This is a genomic window from Pseudomonadota bacterium (genome assembly GCA_027624955.1).
Lineage (GTDB): Bacteria > Pseudomonadota > Alphaproteobacteria > UBA828 > UBA828 > PTKB01.
Genome location: JAQBTG010000016.1, coordinates 1 through 19,626 on the forward strand (window position 1 = coordinate 1; position 19,626 = coordinate 19,626).

The window sequence follows — 19,626 nt, forward strand, 5'->3', positions numbered from 1 at the left end:
TACAGGTTTTCCGAAAGACGGCGCTTCTGAAATACGCACATTTCTCGGTATAACGGTGTCATACACCTTAGAACCTAAGTGGTTTCGCACGTCCTCGGCGACCTGCTCGGACAGATTGTTCCGCTTGTCATACATTGTGAGAACGACGCCTTGAATTTGTAGGACACTATTGAACGATGTGCGCACGCGCTCATAGATGTTCAGCAACTGACTTAGGCCCTCCAGCGCAAAGAATTCGCATTGCAGCGGCACCAGCAGTGAATCAGCTGCCACCAGCGCGTTTACGGTCAACATGCCGAGGGCGGGCGGACAATCGATTAATATGTAGTCATAACGAGCCCGCGCGTCTTCCGGCGAGCCATGCCCTGATCGACTAGCAGATCCACTGGCAGATCCACTGGCAAACTCACCGACCAGCCCGTCCTCTGGATTAATCGCGCGCTGCAGGAGATATTGCGGACGGGATATTTGCGCCAATTCATATTCAGCACCGGCCAATTCGACCGTCGACGGCACCACATCGAGATTAGGAATTTTCGTCCTGCGGACGGTCTCGCTCAGCGCCACACCGTTGATAAGCCCGTAGCTGCCCGGTGCGCGGCTCTCATGCTTAATGCCAAGCCCGGTGCTGGCATTGCCTTGCGGATCAAAGTCAAGAATCAGAACCTTTAGGCCGACGGCAGCCAATGCGGTGCCGAGATTGATTGCGGTGGTCGTCTTGCCGACTCCGCCCTTTTGATTCGCCACGGCGATGATTCGCCCGGAAAACTTCTCGGTACCCGAGACGCCATCTTTGCCGACGAAGAATTTGCGTGCCTGGTTCATGTTGGCCCCTTGCTTCAATTCTAGTGCCGGCGAATGTGATTTATTTTTAGGATGACGCCACCCGGCTCCACTTTGCTCGGTACCTGTCGCACATCAAATTGCCAGCTTTCACGCGCTGCTTTTAGTTCATCCTCTGCCTGCATGCCCTTTGAAAACATACAATATGTTCTGTCATACACGATAGGAAAAACAATATCTAGTAGTTTTGCGAGAGGAGAAACCGCCCTTGCGGTGACAATCGCCGCTACTGGCAAGGCGGCGAGTGAAGCCGAGTCATCTCCTAGCCGAATATTGTGGATTGTCACCTGGCAACCGGTGATGCGCGCCGCCTCGCGCAGAAAAACGCATTTCTTGGCGCCAGCTTCTATCAAGTGAATGTCTGCTAGCCCCATGATGGCCAGTACCATGCCCGGGAAACCGGCGCCGCTGCCAACATCTATCAGCGCGCCTTCATAGGCTGGTATCACGTCGCGCAATTGCGCCGAATCGGCGATGTGGCGGCGCCAGACATCATTTAGTGAATCTTTGGAAACCAAGTTGACGCGCCGGTTCCAGTGCCTCAGCAACTGTACAAATTGCTCCAGGCGCGCGCATGTTTCACGTGAAACATCATAATCTCGGACAAAATCTTCTACGCCGTAGTGGGCCATGAATTCATCCGCGGTTTCTCTAATGTTTCACGTGAAACAGTGGAACTAATTGAATCAGCCGGTCTCCGCACTTACCTAGGAGGTCATGCCTCACCGAGGGTTAAGAGAGCTTTGGTCCAGCCGTTTTACGTGGCGCAAAAGTGCGGTGATTGCTGCGGGGGTAACCCCGGCAATGCGCGATGCAGCGCCGAGCGTTGGCGGTAAACCCGTCTGCAATTTATTGCACGCCTCTGTCGATAATCCGCCAATCCGGCCATAATCAAGACCAATGGGCAGAAGCAACTCTTCGTCCCTCTTGAACGCATCTATATCGGCCGATTGACGTTCCAAATAACGGGTATAGCCGGATTCGATCTTGATCTGAGCAAACATCTTACTGTCGACCTTACCCAATTGCGGCCAAATCCTCGCCAGCTGTTCTTGATCTATTTCCGGGAAAGCCAACAGTTCTAGGGCACTTCGAAGGACCCCATCGTGCTTCACTTTAACGCCGTATTCCGACAATTTATTGGGACTGGCATCGAGGCTTTTCATCTGGCTCAACGCTCGATCCTGAGCCCGCATTTTGTCTTCAAACGCCGTTTGCCGCCCTCTACCCACACACCCCAAATCTATAGCCTTTGCGGTCAAACGTTGGTCAGCATTATCCGGCCGCAATTTGATGCGATACTCAGAGCGTGACGTGAACATGCGATAGGGTTCTGCGGCCCCCTGGGTGGTCAGGTCATCGATCATCACACCAATAAAAGCATCCGCCCTGTTCAAAATGAATGGTTTGTCGGAACCACCAGCGGCCAGCGCGGCATTCAAACCGGCAATGATGCCTTGCGCCGCCGCTTCTTCATATCCTGTGGTACCATTAATCTGGCCGGCAAGATAAAGACCGCCGATGCGCTTCGTCTGGAGGCTCGGCCACAGCTCTCTAGGGTCAATAAAATCATACTCAATGGCATAACCCGGCCGAACCATCTGAACTTTCTCGAGCCCTGGGATGGTATGCAGCATCGCCAATTGCACATCTTCCGGCAGAGAGGTGGATATGCCATTGGGATAGATGGTGTGATCCTCGAGACCTTCCGGTTCAAGAAAAATTTGATGTGAATTTCGATCGGGAAAACGGGTAATTTTATCTTCGATGGACGGACAATATCGCGGGCCAACACCAGTTATATTACCTGAGTAAAGCGCTGATTTCAGTAAATTTGCACGAATGAGATCATGGCTCGCGATGCCTGTTCCAGTGATGAAACAATCAATCTGCCGCTGCGAAACCGTATCATTTAGGTAGGAGAAGGGCTGTGGTGGATTGTCACCAGGTTGCCGCTGCAAACCAGCAAAATCTATCGTTCGACCATCCAATCTGGGCGGCGTGCCGGTTTTCAGGCGCCCTAGTCTAAAGCCCCGATCCTGCAACGTATCTGCAAGACCTGTTTCAGCAGGATCGCCCACCCGACCGGCAGAAATCCGTTTCTCGCCAATGTGAATAACGCCTTTGAGAAAGGTGCCCGTGGTAAGCACCACACGCGATGCTAGGATCGTTTCGCCGCGCGCGGTCACAACACCGGTAATCCGCGCGTCGCGGTCAACCACGATGTCCTCGACCGCCTCGGCCCTCAGGGTGAGATGTGCCTGCTGCTTCAACTCCTGCTGCATCGCGGCGCGATAAAGTGCCCGATCCTGCTGCGCGCGCGGACCGTGCACCGCGGGCCCCTTGCTGCGGTTGAGAACGCGAAATTGGATACCTGCTTGATCCGCGACGCGGCCCATCAGACCGTCCAAGGCATCGACTTCGCGAACCAAGGTCCCCTTGGCCAAACCACCGATGGCCGGGTTGCACGACATCTCCCCAATAGTCTGTAGCTTGTGCGTCAAGAGCAGCGTCTCGGCGCCGAGGCGCGCCGCAGCGCCAGCGGCCTCACAGCCGGCATGACCCCCGCCGATAACTATAACGTCATATTTTGATGGTGTAGTCGTCATGTTTTAAAGAGATGTTCCCTACATTTGGTGTGATATCGCACCTAGCGTCTATATATAGTGCATGAGGCGGGATTACTTCCCGATGCAAAATTCTTTGAAAATGATATCCAGGACCTGCTCAATATCGCTACGTCCGGTTATCCGCCCCAAACAATCGGCTGCCAGGCGCAGTTCTTCCGCAGCAAGCTCCTCTCCCGCATCGATATCATATCTGTGCAACGATTCCAGACATTTTTCCAACGCATGGCGATGTCTCGACCGGGTCAGTACCGGAGAATCTGACGGCAGATAGCGCGCTTCAAGAAAATCCTTGATGCGCTCGAGCAATTCATCGAGGCCCTCGCCCGTCTTGCAGGAGACCTTAAGCAGCGGTTTGCCGCCGAAACGCGCCGCCGGTGCACTTTCAGCCAATAAGTCACATTTGTTCAACACCGCCAGCGCCTCGTTATCGACCAACGCCTCAACCTCTTCGTCGCTATTCGGCCAGTGCGCGCCGTCAAGCAGCACAATCTTGAGATCGGCCTCACCGGCACGGGCGTGAGCGCGCCGCATGCCCTCGGCCTCTACGTCGCTCGTTGCGACACGCAGACCTGCCGTGTCGGCCACGGTTAGCGGCCAGCCGTCAAGATCCATACGTACTTCGATGACGTCGCGCGTTGTGCCTTCTTCAGCTGCTACAATAGCCGCGTCTCTTCCGGCTAATCGATTGAGAAGACTAGATTTCCCAGCGTTTACCGGGCCCAGTATTGCGACCTGGACGCCCTCCCTCAAACGCTCCCCCCGGCCACCATCTCGCAGATGGGCGGAAATTTCGGTGCTGATGGCGTGTATCTCCGGCGCAACCGGATCAAGCACCCCGTCCGGCAACTCCTGATCCGAGAAATCTATGGTTGATTCAATTAATGCACGAATTCTAAGCAACCGCCGGCGCCAATCCTCGTACAGTTCCCCAAGCGCACCGCCACTCTGCCGCAACGCCTGGCGGCGCTGAATTTCGGTTTCTGCATCAACCAGATCGGCGATACCTTCGGCGGCGGTAAGATCGAGCTTGCCGTGCTCGAAGGCGCGGCGCGAGAATTCACCGGCCTCGGCCGGGCGCAACTCTTTCATCGCGCTCAGCGCAGATAGCAGCGCAGCGATAACGGCACGTCCACCATGAACATGAAACTCCGCCACGTCCTCGCCGGTGTAGCTCGCCGGGCCGGGAAACCACAGCACCAGTGCCCGATCGATCTCCGTGTGATTGTGCGGGTCGGCGAGACGGCGCAGCTCGGCCTGGCGTGGCGCCGGCGGCTCGCCACCCGTGAGGCGGCAGACGGTCTCGCGTGCCGCTCCACCAGACAGCCGCACGATCGCCACCGCAGATTTTCCCGGTGCACTGGCCAGCGCGAATATGGTGTCGTCAAAGCGCATCTGTGTGGCTGCCCCAACTATGGCGGAGTCTCGCCCCAGGCTTTCAAAATAAGACTAATTATTGTTTTGCGAAACAAAGTGGAAGGCGCGGCGTCACTCCGCGGCGCGCGTATCCGATCCATTGATGCGCGCTTCGTCAGGCTCTTTCTGGTCCGGGTACAGCACTAGTCGATCCACCTGCTCGCCTTTAAGTATATGGCGTTCAAGAATTTCATCGAGATCTTCCCGAGTCCGATAGGTGTACCACACCCCTTCCGGATAAATCACCATCGTCGGACCGAGCTCGCAGCGGTCGAGGCATTGCGCGGCGTTGACGCGCACATTTTCAATGCCCAAAGACTTCACGCGTGCTTTCAAATGGGCGCGCAGTTTGCTAGCGCCGTGCTTTTCGCAGCAGCCGCGCGCATGACCATCGGCGCGCTGGTTGACGCAACAAAATATATGGCTGCGGTAAAACGGTTCGGTGGCGCTCACGTCTTGCTGTCCTTGCCCTTCCCGTCGCCAGTGAAACCGGCCCAAAAACTCTTTTGCATTTCTTCCAAGCTTTTCGCCCCGCCCGACGTCCAGCTTTTCAGCAGCGATTCGGCATCGAATTCGCCAACTGCCTCGCGCATACGCGCGGTGATCGCTTCCAGAGTCGCCTGATGGACTTTGTCGAGGTCGGGCAAACCGAGAAATTTACGCGCCTCTTCCGGCGTGCAGTCGATATCGATTGATACTTTCATAACGTTCCCGCGAAATGGCGCGTTCCCTGAAATGGGCCGGTTCGGCTGGCAAGCCTGCCGTTTCCATATATATTCACGTTTGTATCCTTCCAACAACCTCATTGGCGGCAGCGAGGTGGCGGGAACTGAACGCGGCGGGGAGTGAATGAGCGGAAATCTTTTGGCTGGGGAATCCAGCCCCTATCTACAACAGCATCGCGACAATCCGGTACATTGGCGCCCGTGGGGCGCGGCGGCGTTGGCGGAGGCCAAAGAAGCCAATAAGCCGATTTTATTGTCCGTCGGTTACTCCTCTTGTCACTGGTGCCACGTCATGGCGCATGAGAGCTTTGAGCATGAGGAGACGGCGGCGCTGATGAATGATCTTTTCGTCAGCATCAAGATCGACCGCGAGGAACGCCCCGACCTCGACGCCATCTACCAGCGCGCCATCTCACTGATGGGACAACAAGGCGGTTGGCCGCTCACCATGTTTCTCAATCCGGACGGCGAGCCGTTTTGGGGCGGCACCTACTTCCCGCGCGAGCCGCGTTTTGGCCGGCCCGGATTTCGCGACGTGCTCAGGCAAATCCACGGCGCCTATGTCAATGATCCAGAAAACGTGCGCAAGAACCAGACCAATATGGTCGAGGCATTGCGCAAGATGGCGGACAACAATCCCGGCGGCGATATCGAAGAACAGCAGGTTGAGAATATCAGCCAAATGTTGTTGCGCGAGGTTGATCCGCGCCATGGCGGAATCGGCGGCGCGCCAAAGTTTCCGCAGATTCCGATGCTGGATATTCTGTGGCGCAATTATAGGCGCACCGGTTCTGAGTTGATGCGCACCGCCGTGCTGCTGTCGGCCCGCCAAATGAGTGAAGGCGGCATTTACGATCATCTCGCTGGCGGCTATTCGCGCTACTCGACCGATGAGCGCTGGCTGGTTCCGCATTTCGAGAAGATGCTGTACGACAATGCGCAAATTCTTGAGCAGTTGTGTGAGCTTTGGCAAGACACCAAAGAAGTGCTGTTCGAGCAGCGGGTGGAACAAACGGTGGCGTGGTTGTTGCGCGATATGGTGACCGGCGAGGGCGCTTTTGCCAGCGCGCTCGACGCCGATTCGGAAGGCGAGGAAGGGCGCTTTTATGTGTGGCAGGAGAGTGAAATAGACGCCCTGCTCGGCGCCGATTCACAAGTCTTCAAAGGCGTTTATGACGTGACCACCCTCGGCAATTTCGAGGGCAATAATATTCTCAACCGTCTGCGCTACCGACCCGATAGCGGCGCGCTTGACGAGGCGCAGTTGAAGCCGTTGCGCGACAAGTTGCTGGCAGTGCGCGACAAGCGGATTTGGCCGAGTTGGGATGACAAAGTGCTGGCCGATTGGAACGGCATGATGATCGCCGCGCTCGCCTTTGCCGCTGCGGTGTTCGAGCGCCCTGACTGGTTGGCCGCGGCGCGCCGCGCTTGGGACTATGTCGCCAATGAAATGGCTGATGGCGCGCGGCTACGCCATTCCGCCCGCCACGGCCAGGTCAAAGAGATCGAATTCCTCGACGATTACGCGGAGATGTCGCGCGCCGCATTGATGCTGTACGAAGTAAGCGGCGAGGCGGTCTACCTGGAGCGTGCGCGAGCTTGGCTGGAAATCCTTGACGGGCAATATTGGGACGCAGAGGCGGGCGGCTATTTTTACAGCCCGGACAGCGGCGAGAAGTTGATCGCGCGCAATAAATCGGCACATGACAATGCGACGCCATCGGGTAACGGCACCCTCGTCGGGGTACTCGCCCGGGTCTATCATTTGACGGCGGAAGAAGCCTATCTGGAGCGCGCCAGTGCTCTGGTACGCGCCTTCACCGGTGAGATCGGCGAGCGTTTCGCGCCGATACCGACACTGATTAACAATTCCGATCTGCTGGACAATGCCATGCAAATCGTAATTGTCGGCACGCGCGGCGAGAGTGAGAGCGACGCGATGATTCGCACCGTTTATTCGCTCAGCCTGCCCAACCGTATCCTCAGCGTTATCGAGCCGGGCAACAGCATGCCGGCGGGCCATCCGGCGGCAGGCAAGACGCAACGGGACGGCAAAGCCACGGCCTATCTCTGTGTCGGCCCGACCTGTTCGCTTCCGGTCAGCAACGCGGCGGCGCTGCGCGCGCTGTTACAGGACGCGATGGAACCCGGCCCGAGCGCCGGTGCGCAAATCACGGAGCAAGATGCATGAGCGGTCTGACCCGCCACCATATCGAGACGCCCATTGGCCCGCTCACCATCGAGCTATCAGACGAAGCGTTGACGTGGCTTGAATTCGGCGCGCACGGCACGGCAACGGCGGGCGCGCCGACGAAGGGCCTTGCCGGTGAGACGGCGCGGCAGATCGAAGCCTACTTCGCCGGCAAGCTCAAACAATTCGACCTGCCACTTCACGCCGAGGGCACGCCGTTTCGGCAAAAGGTCTGGCAGGCGCTGCGTGACGTGCCGTACGGTCAGACCCGCAGCTATGGAGAAATCGCCAGGGAAGTCGATTCCGCGCCGCGCGCCGTCGGCGGCGCCTGCGGCGCCAATCCCATCGCCATCGTCGTACCGTGCCATCGCATCGTCGGCGCCGGCGGCTGGATCGGCGGGTTTTCCGGCGGCGACGGCTGCGCGACAAAGCATTTACTGTTAGAACTTGAAACGCCGCAGCCCAGGCTCGCGGTCTGAAAAGAAACCGAGCGGAGGAACAGAATATGCCAGGCAAAATGATCGACATCAAAGCCGCGGACGGCGGCTCGTTTCAGGGTTTTTTAGCGACCCCTGATTCCGGCAACGGCGCCGGCGTGATCGTGCTGCAGGAAATATTTGGTATTAACTATTTCATGCGCGAGACCTGCCACCGTTTGGCCGCCCAGGGTTATATAGCGCTCTGTCCCGATCTGTTCTGGCGCCAAGAGCCGGGGGTCGAGCTGTCCGACATGTCGGAAGGCGAGTGGGGCAAGGCGTTCGGCTTTTATCAAGGCTTCGATATGGACAAGGGCGTGGCCGACGCCGGTGCCGCGCTCGAACAGTTGCGTGTGCTCGACGGCTGCACCGGCAAGGTCGGCGCGGTGGGATATTGTTTGGGCGGTATGCTGGCCTATTTGGTGGCGGCGCGGACCACGGCGGATGCTTCCATAGGCTATTACGGTGTTGGCATTCAGGACGCGCTCGGTGAAGCGACCAATATTTCCGGCCCGCATATGATGCATATTGCCGAGCTCGATCAATTCGTGCCGCCGGAAGCGCAAACCGCCATCAAGGATGGGCTTGGCGGCAACGCTAAAGTCACGATCCATTCCTACGCGAATGTCGATCATGCCTTCGCCCGCACCGGCGGCGAGCATTTCGATGCCGCCTGCGCGACACAAGCGAACACCCGTACAGCGGAGTTTTTTGCCCAACATCTTGCATAGGACCTGCGTCACAAACCATCAGTGCAACCATGGCTGTGGTAAAACCATGAGCAGCTATTGCGGAAGGACGGCGGCATGGTCGCCCATATCAACACGGTCGCCTTTCAGGGCATCGAGGCGCTCGACGTGGATGTGCAAGTCAGCATCTCGGCTGGCCTGCCGAGCTTCACCATCGTCGGTCTGCCGGATAAGGCGGTCGGTGAATCGCGCGAACGCGTGCGCAGTGCGATCGGCGCCATGGGCCTGGCGTTGCCGCCCAAGCGCATCACGGTCAATCTCGCGCCTGCCGATATGCTCAAGGAAGGCAGCCATTTCGATCTCCCCATCGCGCTCGGCCTGCTCGTCGCCATGGATGTCGTCGGCGTCGAGGAAATGGCCGAATATGCCGCGCTCGGAGAACTCGGCCTAGACGGCGCGCTCATTCCGGTGGCCGGCGTGCTGCTGGCCGCCGTCGCGGCCAATGCCAACAATCTCGGCCTGATCTGCCCGCAAGCGAACGGCGCCGAAGCAGTTTGGGCCGGCGGCGGAGATGTCGTCGCCGCCGGATCGCTACTGGCCCTCATCAATCATTTCAAAGGCAGCCAGATCATCTCGCCACCGCTCCCCGCGGTGCTGGGGAAGGGCGCGGTCTATCCCGATCTCAAGGATATTAAAGGCCAGGAGACGGCCAAGCGCGCCCTCGAAGTCGCCGCGGCGGGCGGCCACAATCTGTTGATGATCGGCCCGCCCGGCGCCGGCAAATCAATGCTCGCCCAGCGTCTGCCCGGCATCCTGCCGCCGCTCGACGCGCGCGAGGCGCTGACCGTCTCGATGATCGCTTCGGTGGCTGGCCAGTTGCGCAACGGCGCCGTGACGCTCAATCGGCCCTTTCGTGATCCGCATCATTCCGCATCTATGCCGGCTCTGGTTGGCGGCGGCGCCCGTGCCAAGCCGGGCGAGGCCTCGCTTGCCCATCAAGGTGTGCTGTTCCTTGACGAACTGCCGGAATTCTCGCGCGCGGTGCTGGATGCGCTGCGCCAGCCCACTGAATCCGGGAAAATCAGCATCGCCCGGGTCAACGCCCATGTTACCTATCCGGCACGCTTCCAACTGATCGCCGCGATGAATCCGTGCCGCTGCGGCTATTTAGGCGACCCGGAGCGGGAATGCACGCGGGTGCCGCGCTGCGCCCGAGAGTATCAGGCACGCATTTCCGGGCCGCTCTACGACCGCATCGATCTTCATGTTGAGGTGCCGGAGCTTTCCGCTGCCGATCTGTCCCTGCCGCCGCCGGCCGAGGGTTCGGCCGAGGTTGCGGCGCGAGTAGCGAGTGCGCGCGATATCCAACGCGCGCGCTATGCGGCGCTCGATGGTGAGGTGCGCACCAACGCCGAAGCCGAAGGCGAACTGCTCGACCAAGTGGCGATGCCGGACCCTAGCGGCAAAGCACTCTTGACCGAGGCGGTAGACCGGATGAAACTCTCAGCGCGGGGCTATCATCGAGTCATGCGCGTCGCTCGCACGTTGGCCGACCTCGAAGACAGCGCCGCGGTGGGACGCATTCACATCGCCGAGGCGTTGAGTTATCGGCGCATCCACCGACAAGTCTAATATTGTGGTCTGACGGAACATCGAACCAGAAAATCGGAGCGAAACCATGGCATGGCACGAGAAAATCCTACGCGTCGACCTCACAAAAGGCACCTGCCAGGCGGAAGCGCTCAATATGGAGTGGGCGGGGCAATTTCTCGGACAACGCGGCCTCGCGACGAAATATCTTTCTGAAGAAATGGACCCGGCGGCAGATCCGCTGTCGCCAGGAAATGTGCTGATTTTCGCTACCGGCCCCTTAACCGGCACCAGCGCCGCAACCGGCGGGCGCTATTCGGTCATCACCAAGGGCGCGCTCACCGGCGCCATAGCGTGTTCCAATTCGGGCGGCTATTGGGGCGGTGAATTGCGTCTCGCCGGCTGGGATATGGTGCTCATTACAGGCAAAGCCAAAACGCCAGTTTATCTTCACATCGAAGATGACAAAGCCGAGCTTCTCGACGCGCGTGATTTTATTTGGGGCCAATCGGTTTGGGAAACTGAGGCGCGCATCAAGGAGCGCCACCAGGATGGCCGCATCCGCATCGCGTCGATCGGGCGCGCCGGCGAAAAACTCGCGCGCTATGCCTGCGTGATAAATGATCTCGACCGCGCGGCGGGACGCTCCGGCGTCGGCGCGGTGATGGGCTCCAAAAACCTCAAAGCCATCGCGGTGCGCGGCACCACCGGCGTGCAGGTGAAGAATGCCGATGCGTTCCACGCTGCCGTCACGGCGGCGCGTGCCAAGCTCGACCCGAGCGGCGACCGCGCCGGGTTGGCGGCAACCGGCACGATATCCATGCTCGATATCACCCAGGCCTTCGGCAGCCTGCCGACGCGCAACAACCGCGATGTGCAGTTCGAAGGCACGAGCAAGATCGGCGCCAGCGCCATGGCGGCGCCCAGGCGCTCTGACGGCCAACCGAATCTGATCAACACCAAGGCTTGCTTTAGTTGCACCATCGGTTGCGGGCGAGTGGTTAAAGTTGACCCCAAGCATTTCTCCGTCGAGGGCAAAGACCGCTACAAGAAAGCCTCAGGCGGGCTCGAATATGAATCCGTTTATGCGCTCGGGCCGATGGTCGGCGTCGACGATATCGATGCCGCGACCTACGCCAATTATATTTGCAACGAAGAAGGCATGGACCCGATCTCGTTCGGCGCCACGCTCGCGGCGGCGATGGAGCTTTACGAAATTGGCGCGATCACCGACGCCGAAACCGACGGCCTGAAGCTTGAATTCGGCTCGGCGGAAGCATTGGTGAAGGCCGTCGAGCTTGCCGGTCTCGGCGAGGGCTTCGGCGTCGATCTTGGCCTCGGCGCGAAATTGTTGTGTGAAAAATATGGCAATCCCGATCTTGCCATGGTCGTCAAAGGTCAGGAATTTCCCGGCTATGACGGGCGTGCGATGCAAGGCATGGCCCTCGCCTACGCCACCAGCAACCGCGGCGCCTGCCATCTCCGCGCCGATCCCTTCGGCGACGATTTCAATGGCGGCGCGATCGAGGGCAAGGCGAAAATCGTTTACGAATCGCAGAATGCCGTGGCCGCGGTGGATTCAAGCGGGCTCTGCGTATTCCCGATGAGTGTCTGGGACTTGAGCGACGTCGCGTCGCAGATCGATGCGGCCTGTGGCGGCGGTTGGACCGCCGAGCGCCTAGCAGATACCGGCGAGCGAATTTGGAACCTGGAACGCCGTTTCAATCTCGATGCCGGCCTCACCGGCAAGGACGATACCTTGCCCAAACGCATTTTAAAGGACGCGGCGAAGAGCGGCGCCGGCAAGGGCAAGGTGGCGGAGCTCGACAAAATGCTGCCGGCCTATTACGAGATGCGCGGCTGGGACGACGAAGGCGTGCCGACCACCCAGACCTTGCAGCGCCTGTCGCTTACCTAATGTCCGGCACATGAAAATCACCGTCAAGCTAGTGGCCATTCGCCCGCCCGCGCCGCCGGAAACCGAACGGGTGATGGAAATACCTGAGGGCGCGACGGTCGCCGACGCCCTGGCCGGGTTGGGATTGCAAAAGCCCGAAGGTCACGCGACGCTGTTGAACGATGAATCCGTTCCCGCCGGCACGCGCGCCGCAACGCTGTTAAAGGCCGATGACATCCTGACGGTGTTTCCACCAATCCATGGCGGCTAGGGCGAACCAGCTGCCGCTATAGCCGAACGATTCGGTGAATGGTTTCAGGGTGGCGGGAGACGTGGCGGTTTGATCTCGGCAGTGCTTTCAGCCGCTCGGCTTTTTAAAGTTGCCGGCTTCGTGAAGCACAATCTCCAGTGCCAGAACATCCCTGGTGATGCTGGGTTATTCCCGCGCGATCATTCGTCCCAACGCGCGGCCGGCACAAATATGCATATGGAAATGCGGCACTTCCTGGCCGCCATTCTGGCCGATGTTGGCGATTGCCCGGTAGCCGTCGCCATCGACACCCAATTGACGCGCGATCTCGCCCACTTTTTGAAAAAACCGCCCGACTACTTCCACCGGCGCATCGCGCGTGAAATCATCGAGCGAAACATATGCGCCCTTGGGAATCACCAATACATGCACCGGCGCCTGCGGGCCGATATCGTGAAACGCCAGCACTTCATCATCTTCGTAGACCGTGCTGTTGGGAATTTCGCCGCGTAAGATTTTGGCAAAAATATTGTCCGGCTGATAACCCATCTCATGCCTCCCCAAATCTTGATTTTCAATCAGGCGCGGGATTTTTTCTCGTCCAACCCGGAGACGCCGCGCCGTGCGCGCAGCGCATCGAGCGCCTCCTCAGGGCGGATGCCTTGATCGGCCCACAAAATCAGCAAGTGAAACAACAGGTCGGCGCTTTCCGCCACAATCTCGTCGCGCTGACGCCGCGCCGCCGCTATGGCGACTTCGGTCGCTTCCTCGCCGATTTTTTTGGCAATATGGTCCGTGCCTTTGGCGAATTTTTTCGCGGTGTAGGATTGCTCGGGATCGCCGCCCTTGCGGCTCTCGATCACGCGGTAAAGCTCGTCGAGCACCGAATCGCTATCGGCCATGGCTGTCTCCTGCATCTGACTCGTCCCTATGGATAAGTTGTTGCCCGGCCTAGATCAACGCATTGCTATGCCGGCGGCGCGCATATGCGCCTTGGCTTCGGCGATGGTGTGTTGGCCAAAATGGAAGATCGACGCGGCAAGCACGGCGGTGGCGTGGCCGTCATGAATGCCCGCCACCAGATGGTCAAGGGTGCCGACACCGCCCGATGCGATTACCGGCACGCCGACGGCATCCGCCACAGCGCGCGTAAGTTCTATATCGAAGCCCTGCTTGGTGCCATCGCGGTCCATCGACGTCAGCAGGATCTCACCGGCACCCAATTCGGTCATGCGCCGGGCCCAAGAGATCGCCTCAATCCCGGTCGGCTCGCGCCCGCCATGGGTGAATATTTCGAAACGCCCGGAGCCAGTCCGTTTGGCGTCGATCGCCACAACGATACATTGCCGGCCGAACTTTTCCGCCGCCGCGGCGACGAACTCCGGATGCTTGACCGCGGCTGAGTTGATCGAGACCTTGTCGGCACCGGCCAGCAGCAATTTCCGCACATCCTCGGTGCTGCGCACACCGCCACCGACGGTCAACGGCATGAAGCAGACATCGGCGGTGCGCCGGATCACGTCATACATGCTTTCACGCCCCTCATGGGTGGCGGTGATATCGAGAAAGCACAGCTCGTCGGCACCTTGCGCGTCATAGATGGTCGCTTGTTCCACCGGATCGCCGGCATCGACCAAATCAACGAAGTTGACGCCTTTGACGACGCGCCCGTCATGCACGTCGAGGCAGGGGATGATGCGCATTTTCAACATTGTTCAGGCCCCGTTCCGGCCGCGTTCAAGCCGCCAGCAAGGCCAATGCAGCGGCGGGTTCGATGCGCCCGTCATACAGCGCGCGGCCACAGATCACACCGTCAATGCCCGCCGCTTCTTCCGCTTTCAGCGCCGCCAAGTCGGCGTGACTGGACACGCCGCCCGAGGCGATGACCGGCGTCGTGATGTGACCGGCGAGGGCGGCTGTGGCCGCGACATTCGGCCCCTGCATGGCGCCGTCGCGCCCGATATCCGTATAGATGATCGCCGCCACGCCGGCATCCTCAAAAGACTGCGCGAGATCGAGCGCCTCGGTTTCGGAGGTCTCTGCCCAGCCTTCGACCGCGACGCGCCCATCGCGAGCGTCAATGCCGACGGCGATGCGGCCCGGATGCGTCCGGCAGGCGGTGCGGACCAGGTCAGGATTGCGCAAGGCGATGGTGCCGAGAATTACCCGCGCGACGCCGCGCGCTAACCAATAGTCGATGGTTGCCATGTCGCGGATTCCGCCACCCAGTTGCAGCGGGATTGTCACTGCGCCGAGTATGGCGTCCACGGCATCGCCGTTTACCGGCCGGCCGGCAAAGGCGCCGTTGAGATCGACCACATGAATCCAGGCGAAGCCGGCCGCGGCGAAGCTCCGCGCCTGCGCAGCCGGGTCATCGGAAAATACGGTGGCACGGTCCATCTCGCCCTGCACTAGACGCACGCACTGGCCGTCCTTCAGGTCAATCGCCGGATAAAGAATCATAATTCCTTGAAATAAAATTGGCCCGCGACGGTCTTGCCATCGACTTGAGCGTATTTCGGATGCGTTCCCCAGCGTTGGAAGCCGAGCGTCTCATACAGATTCAGCGCTGCAGTCTGGGTTTCCCGCACCGACAAATTCATCACGTCGAAACCGTGGGCGCGCGCCTCTTCCTCGATATGCTCGAGAAGCACGCGGGCCATGCCATGGCCACGCGCCCAGGGGGCGACGAAATGGGTGTCAATCTGACAGGCGAATGCCCAGGCTTCTTTTTGCGGCGGCGGCGAGACCAGTTGAACCGAGCCGCCGATGACGCCGTCGAGCCGGCTGACGAACAGGGTACGCTCCGGTACCAAAATGACACCGCGCCAATAACGCTCGAAATCCTGCGCCTGCGGCGGACGCAGCCAGCCGAATCCGGCGCCGTCCCGGATCGCTGCCGAGGCCGCGTCGCACAGCTCGCTCAGCTCGCGCGTGCTCAGCTTCAAGGTTTTTTCGACTTTCACTTGCGGCGTCATGTCGCGCACCAAATCATGGCTGCCAGGCGAGAAAATTGGCGATCAGGCGGAGCCCCGCCTGCTGGCTTTTCTCGGGATGAAATTGGGTGCCTACCATGTTGTCGCGCCCGACCACCGCGGTGATAGCCTCGCCGTATGTCACCGTGGCGATGACCTCGGCAGGCTCGGCGCAGCGCAAGTGATAGCCATGAACGAAATAAGTATGGGTGCCGCTGTCGAGGCCGGCCAGCACCGCATGGCCGCGCTCGGCGCCGGGCTCAGCAAGGATAAGATCGTTCCAGCCCATATGCGGCACTTTGAGGCCATTGGCCGGCGCCAAGGCGACGACTTCGCCGTCGATCCAGCCGAAACCTTTATGTTTGCCATTCTCAAAGCCAAAACGCGCCATCAATTGCATGCCGACGCAGATGCCGAGAAACGGCACGCCACGCCCGATCACCGCTTCCTCAAGCGCATCGCGCATGCCGGGCAGCGCCTCGACGCCTCGTTTGCAATCGGCGAAGGCACCGACACCGGGCAATACGATGCGCGCGGCCCGCGCGACATCGGCTGCGCTATCGCTCACTCGGATTTCGGGGCCCGCCACCCCGGCCGCGCGCTCAAACGCCTTGGCGGCGGATCGCAGATTGCCCGAGCCGTAATCGATAATGACTACCGTCATCGCTGCGAATCCCCGATCAAGACCAAAAGCCGGGGCTCGGGCCGAAATCGAGCCGGGGACCAGTTGGCGACGGGCCCGGTGTCTCCGCTGGCGGCGCATCTGAATCATTTTCAGCGCCGTCGCTCAATTGGCGCGCCAGGCGCATCAAGGCATGGCCGCGGTCGCGCGCGGCGATGACGCTGACCAAATCCCAATTGCTCTGATCGAGTCCGAGGCGGCGCCAGTCATTGCCGTTGAAACCGCAAAACAACGCATAACCGAGCAGCAAAACCGCCCGGCTGGCCCAATCCAGGGCAAAAATTTCGGGCAGGCCGATGATCACAGCGAGCGCCGCCGCCATGGCCAAGGCACCGAACCATAAGCCGTTCGCGATAGCCCAGGGAATGGAAAAGAAAAACGCCAACCAGCTGAATCCCTCGCGCACAAACAGTGCGGCGCCGAGCGCCTGTCTGGCGTGCCGTGAAGTGTCGTTCTCCGCCGGTCGGCCTTGGCTCAGCCCGCGCGGAAGGTGGACCGTATAATACCGCATCTCGCCCTCAAGCCTCGACCTCTCCGCCGAGCGTGCCCTTGGTTGACGGAATGCGAAGCGCCGCCCGCGGGTCGAGCGAAATTGCCTCGCGCAGGGCGCGTGCCAGCCCTTTGAAGCAAGCCTCCACAATGTGGTGGCTATTTTCGCCGTACAGGCATTCGACATGCAGCGTGATGCCGGCAGCCTGGGCGAAGGCTTGGAACCACTCCTTGAAGTGCTCCGTGTCCATATCGTCAAGCCGCGGGCGGGCGAATTCCACCCGCCATATCAGATATGGCCGGTTGCTGATGTCGAGGCTGACGCGCACGCAGGCTTCGTCCATCGGTATGAACGCACTGCCATAGCGCTGAATTCCACGCCGATCAGCGAGCGCGCGGCTCACCGCCTCGCCAACCGCGATGCCGGTATCCTCGGTGGTGTGGTGGAAAGTCACCTCGAGGTCGCCCTTAGCCCTAATGTTCAAGTCAATCAGGCTGTGACGCGACAATTGCTCCAGCATATGATCGAGAAATCCGATGCCGGTCGAGACGTCATAGCTTCCTTCACCATCGAGATTGATATCGACGGTGATGCTGGTTTCCTTGGTGACCCGTTCCACACGGGCGGTGCGCGACGGCTGCTTCATGGCGCGGTTGCTCTATTTGGCGGGCTCCGAGCCCAGAATTTCGGGGTAACTGGGCGCCCTTGTAGCAAGAACCGGTAAAATTCGCCAGACTCTTGACCCAACACAAGCTTTTCTATTGATCTAGCGCCCGTTTCGCGGAATGGTCTCGCGCCCTTGACCCACCGCGGCCAATCACCACATTGTGGGAGCAGGGGCGCCGGCCACAGGGGGCAACCGTGGCCCACCATGCCGAAACGCAGCGCCGCAAGGGAGAGAACCATCAGCAACAATTCGTCCGAGCCCGCCATTTGGCACGGCACAACCATACTTTCTGTGCGCAAGGGCGACACCGTCGTCGTCGCCGGCGACGGCCAGGTGACACTTGGCCATACGGTGATTAAATCCAATGCCCGTAAGGTGCGGCGCCTTGGCGACGGCAGCATTATTGCCGGCTTCGCCGGCGCCACGGCCGATGCCTTCACCTTGTTCGAGCGCCTTGAAGCCAAGCTTGAGCAACATCCCGGCCAGCTTATGCGGGCCAGCGTCGAGCTTGCCAAGGATTGGCGCACTGACCGCTACCTGCGCCGCCTCGAAGCGATGATGGCGGTGGCCGACGCCGAGATATCCTTGGTGCTGACCGGCACCGGCGATGTGCTGGAGCCCGAGGACGGCCTGATTGCCATTGGCTCAGGCGGAAATTTCGCGCTCGCCGCGGCGCGCGCCCTGGTCGACATGGAAGGCCTCGACGCCGAAGCGGTGGCGCGCAAGGCCATGGCGATTGCCGCGGATATCTGCATTTACACCAACAATTCCCTGGTGGTGGAGAAATTGCCGAAATGACCAGCTTTAGTCCGCGCGAAATTGTTTCCGAACTCGACCGATTCATTGTCGGCCAGAATGACGCCAAACGCTCCGTTGCCATTGCCATGCGCAACCGCTGGCGGCGCCACCAATTGCCGGAAGATTTGCGCGAGGAAGTCCTGCCCAAGAATATTCTGATGATCGGCCCAACCGGTGTCGGCAAGACCGAGATCGCGCGCCGCCTGGCGCGCCTGGCGCAGGCGCCTTTCCTCAAGGTCGAGGCGACCAAATTTACCGAAGTTGGTTATGTCGGACGCGATGTCGAGCAGATCGTGCGCGATTTGGTGGAAATCTCCATCCATATGACGCGCGAACAGATGCGCAAGGAAGTCACGGCCAAAGCTGAACTTCTTGCCGAGGAACGGGTGCTCGATGCGCTGGTCGGCAAGAGCGCCGGCAAAGAGACCCGGCAAAAATTCCGTGCCAAGCTGCGCGACGGCGAGTTGGCGGAGAAGGAGATCGATATCGAAGTCTCCGAGAGCGCCGGTGGGTCACTTCCCTCGTTCGAGATTCCCGGCATGCCGGGCGCACAAATGGGCATGGTCAATATCGGCGAGATGCTCGGCAAGGCCATGGGCGATCAGAAGAAATCCAAGCGCATGACGGTGGCCGAATCCTACGATGTGCTGATCGAGGAGGAGAGCGACCGACTATTGGATCAGGACAAAGTGGTACGCATTGCACTCGAAAACGCAGCCAATAATGGCATCGTCTTTATCGACGAGATCGATAAAATCTGCGCCCGCTCCGACCGCATGGGCGCCGATGTCAGCCGCGAAGGCGTGCAGCGCGATCTTTTGCCTTTGATTGAGGGAACGGCGGTGGCGACCAAACATGGCACGATCACCACGGACCATATCCTGTTCATCGCGTCGGGCGCGTTTCACCTTTCCAAGCCATCCGATTTGCTGCCTGAACTCCAGGGCCGCCTGCCGATCCGAGTGGAACTGCAAGCGCTCACCCGGGATGATCTGAAACGCATTCTGACCGAGCCCGAAAACAGTCTTATCCGGCAATATGTGGCGCTTCTCGGCACCGAGAAAATCACCCTTGAATTCAGTGACGACGCCATCGACGCGATCTCCGATCTTGCCGCCGAGGTGAATCGTGCGGTCGAGAATATCGGCGCGCGGCGCCTCCATACGGTGATGGAAAAATTGCTGGAAGAGATTAGTTTCGAGGCCACCGACCGCAGCGGCGAGACCATCGCCATCGACAGGGAATATGTCGACAGCCGCGTCGCCGATCTCGCCAAGGACACCGACCTCAGCAAATTTATTTTGTAGCGC

General features: G+C 59.8%; 22 protein-coding genes. 8 read left to right on the plus strand and 14 right to left on the minus strand.

The window, feature by feature from the left end; translation table 11 throughout:
- The 6 genes from O3A94_07945 to O3A94_07970 all read right to left on the minus strand — a co-directional run.
- The coding region (locus O3A94_07945) for an AAA family ATPase (GenBank protein MDA1356184.1) at positions 1-825 on the minus strand (825 nt) is incomplete at its 3' end.
- Between the two features lie 20 nt (positions 826-845).
- A complete protein-coding gene (gene rsmG, locus O3A94_07950) occupies positions 846-1,475 on the minus strand; it encodes a 16S rRNA (guanine(527)-N(7))-methyltransferase RsmG (GenBank protein ID MDA1356185.1) in 630 nt (209 codons plus the stop codon).
- Positions 1,476-1,565: 90 nt separating this feature from the next.
- Entirely contained in the window at positions 1,566-3,452 is a 1,887-nt protein-coding gene (gene mnmG, locus O3A94_07955) for a tRNA uridine-5-carboxymethylaminomethyl(34) synthesis enzyme MnmG (protein ID MDA1356186.1), read from the minus strand.
- Positions 3,453-3,524: 72 nt separating this feature from the next.
- Complete coding sequence (gene mnmE, locus O3A94_07960; GenBank protein MDA1356187.1) at positions 3,525-4,865, minus strand: tRNA uridine-5-carboxymethylaminomethyl(34) synthesis GTPase MnmE; 1,341 nt, start codon at positions 4,863-4,865, stop codon at positions 3,525-3,527.
- Positions 4,866-4,958: 93 nt separating this feature from the next.
- Complete coding sequence (locus tag O3A94_07965; GenBank protein ID MDA1356188.1) at positions 4,959-5,339, minus strand: (2Fe-2S) ferredoxin domain-containing protein; 381 nt, start codon at positions 5,337-5,339, stop codon at positions 4,959-4,961.
- The gene (locus tag O3A94_07970) at positions 5,336-5,590 is read right to left on the minus strand and encodes a DUF6489 family protein (GenBank protein ID MDA1356189.1); all 255 of its coding nucleotides are present in this window, start codon (positions 5,588-5,590) and stop codon (positions 5,336-5,338) included. The genes O3A94_07965 and O3A94_07970 overlap by 4 nt, the downstream gene beginning before the upstream one ends.
- 145 nt (positions 5,591-5,735) lie before the next feature.
- Here O3A94_07970 and O3A94_07975 point away from each other — a divergent pair, with 145 nt between their 5' ends.
- The 6 genes from O3A94_07975 to O3A94_08000 all read left to right on the plus strand — a co-directional run bounded on the left by O3A94_07975 (position 5,736) and on the right by O3A94_08000 (position 12,725).
- Positions 5,736-7,802, plus strand: coding sequence for a thioredoxin domain-containing protein (locus O3A94_07975; GenBank protein MDA1356190.1), 2,067 nt, complete (start codon positions 5,736-5,738; stop codon positions 7,800-7,802).
- Positions 7,799-8,281 (plus strand): methylated-DNA--[protein]-cysteine S-methyltransferase, encoded by a 483-nt coding sequence (locus O3A94_07980; protein MDA1356191.1) that lies wholly within the window; start codon positions 7,799-7,801, stop codon positions 8,279-8,281. The genes O3A94_07975 and O3A94_07980 overlap by 4 nt, the downstream gene beginning before the upstream one ends.
- A gap of 26 nt (positions 8,282-8,307) precedes the next feature.
- Positions 8,308-9,009, plus strand: a complete 702-nt coding sequence (locus tag O3A94_07985; GenBank protein MDA1356192.1) for a dienelactone hydrolase family protein — start codon at positions 8,308-8,310, stop codon at positions 9,007-9,009.
- 75 nt (positions 9,010-9,084) lie between these two features.
- Complete coding sequence (locus O3A94_07990) at positions 9,085-10,599, plus strand: YifB family Mg chelatase-like AAA ATPase (protein MDA1356193.1); 1,515 nt, start codon at positions 9,085-9,087, stop codon at positions 10,597-10,599.
- Positions 10,600-10,645: 46 nt separating this feature from the next.
- Positions 10,646-12,475, plus strand: coding sequence for an aldehyde ferredoxin oxidoreductase family protein (locus O3A94_07995; GenBank protein MDA1356194.1), 1,830 nt, complete (start codon positions 10,646-10,648; stop codon positions 12,473-12,475).
- Positions 12,476-12,485: 10 nt separating this feature from the next.
- The gene (locus tag O3A94_08000; protein ID MDA1356195.1) at positions 12,486-12,725 is read left to right on the plus strand and encodes a MoaD/ThiS family protein; all 240 of its coding nucleotides are present in this window, start codon (positions 12,486-12,488) and stop codon (positions 12,723-12,725) included.
- Between the two features lie 165 nt (positions 12,726-12,890).
- On the opposite strand, the gene O3A94_08005 is transcribed toward O3A94_08000, so the two are convergent.
- Genes O3A94_08005 through hisB form a run of 8 tightly spaced genes read right to left on the minus strand, consistent with a single transcriptional unit; the run spans position 12,891 to position 17,497 of the window.
- Positions 12,891-13,253: a histidine triad nucleotide-binding protein gene (locus O3A94_08005; protein ID MDA1356196.1), complete on the minus strand. Its 363-nt coding sequence runs from the start codon at positions 13,251-13,253 to the stop codon at positions 12,891-12,893.
- A gap of 29 nt (positions 13,254-13,282) precedes the next feature.
- Positions 13,283-13,606: a phosphoribosyl-ATP diphosphatase gene (locus O3A94_08010; protein ID MDA1356197.1), complete on the minus strand. Its 324-nt coding sequence runs from the start codon at positions 13,604-13,606 to the stop codon at positions 13,283-13,285.
- A gap of 54 nt (positions 13,607-13,660) precedes the next feature.
- Positions 13,661-14,416 carry an imidazole glycerol phosphate synthase subunit HisF gene (hisF, locus tag O3A94_08015; GenBank protein MDA1356198.1) on the minus strand — a complete coding sequence of 252 codons (756 nt, stop codon included), beginning with the start codon at positions 14,414-14,416 and terminating at the stop codon, positions 13,661-13,663.
- A gap of 25 nt (positions 14,417-14,441) precedes the next feature.
- Positions 14,442-15,167, minus strand: a complete 726-nt coding sequence (gene hisA, locus O3A94_08020) for a 1-(5-phosphoribosyl)-5-[(5-phosphoribosylamino)methylideneamino]imidazole-4-carboxamide isomerase (GenBank protein ID MDA1356199.1) — start codon at positions 15,165-15,167, stop codon at positions 14,442-14,444.
- Positions 15,164-15,682, minus strand: a complete 519-nt coding sequence (locus O3A94_08025) for a GNAT family N-acetyltransferase (protein ID MDA1356200.1) — start codon at positions 15,680-15,682, stop codon at positions 15,164-15,166. Before O3A94_08025 ends, hisA begins: the two co-directional genes overlap by 4 nt.
- Before the next feature lie 13 nt (positions 15,683-15,695).
- Positions 15,696-16,343 (minus strand): imidazole glycerol phosphate synthase subunit HisH, encoded by a 648-nt coding sequence (hisH, locus tag O3A94_08030; GenBank protein MDA1356201.1) that lies wholly within the window; start codon positions 16,341-16,343, stop codon positions 15,696-15,698.
- Positions 16,344-16,359: 16 nt separating this feature from the next.
- Positions 16,360-16,872 carry a DUF2628 domain-containing protein gene (locus tag O3A94_08035; protein MDA1356202.1) on the minus strand — a complete coding sequence of 171 codons (513 nt, stop codon included), beginning with the start codon at positions 16,870-16,872 and terminating at the stop codon, positions 16,360-16,362.
- A 7-nt stretch (positions 16,873-16,879) separates the two neighbouring features.
- Positions 16,880-17,497: an imidazoleglycerol-phosphate dehydratase HisB gene (gene hisB / locus O3A94_08040; GenBank protein ID MDA1356203.1), complete on the minus strand. Its 618-nt coding sequence runs from the start codon at positions 17,495-17,497 to the stop codon at positions 16,880-16,882.
- A gap of 258 nt (positions 17,498-17,755) precedes the next feature.
- On the opposite strand from hisB, the gene hslV reads away from it, so the two are divergent.
- On the plus strand, positions 17,756-18,316 hold the full coding sequence (hslV, locus tag O3A94_08045; GenBank protein MDA1356204.1) for an ATP-dependent protease subunit HslV: 561 nt from the start codon (positions 17,756-17,758) through the stop codon (positions 18,314-18,316).
- Positions 18,313-19,623: an ATP-dependent protease ATPase subunit HslU gene (hslU, locus tag O3A94_08050; protein MDA1356205.1), complete on the plus strand. Its 1,311-nt coding sequence runs from the start codon at positions 18,313-18,315 to the stop codon at positions 19,621-19,623. The genes hslV and hslU overlap by 4 nt, the downstream gene beginning before the upstream one ends.
- Positions 19,624-19,626: the final 3 nt, after the last annotated feature.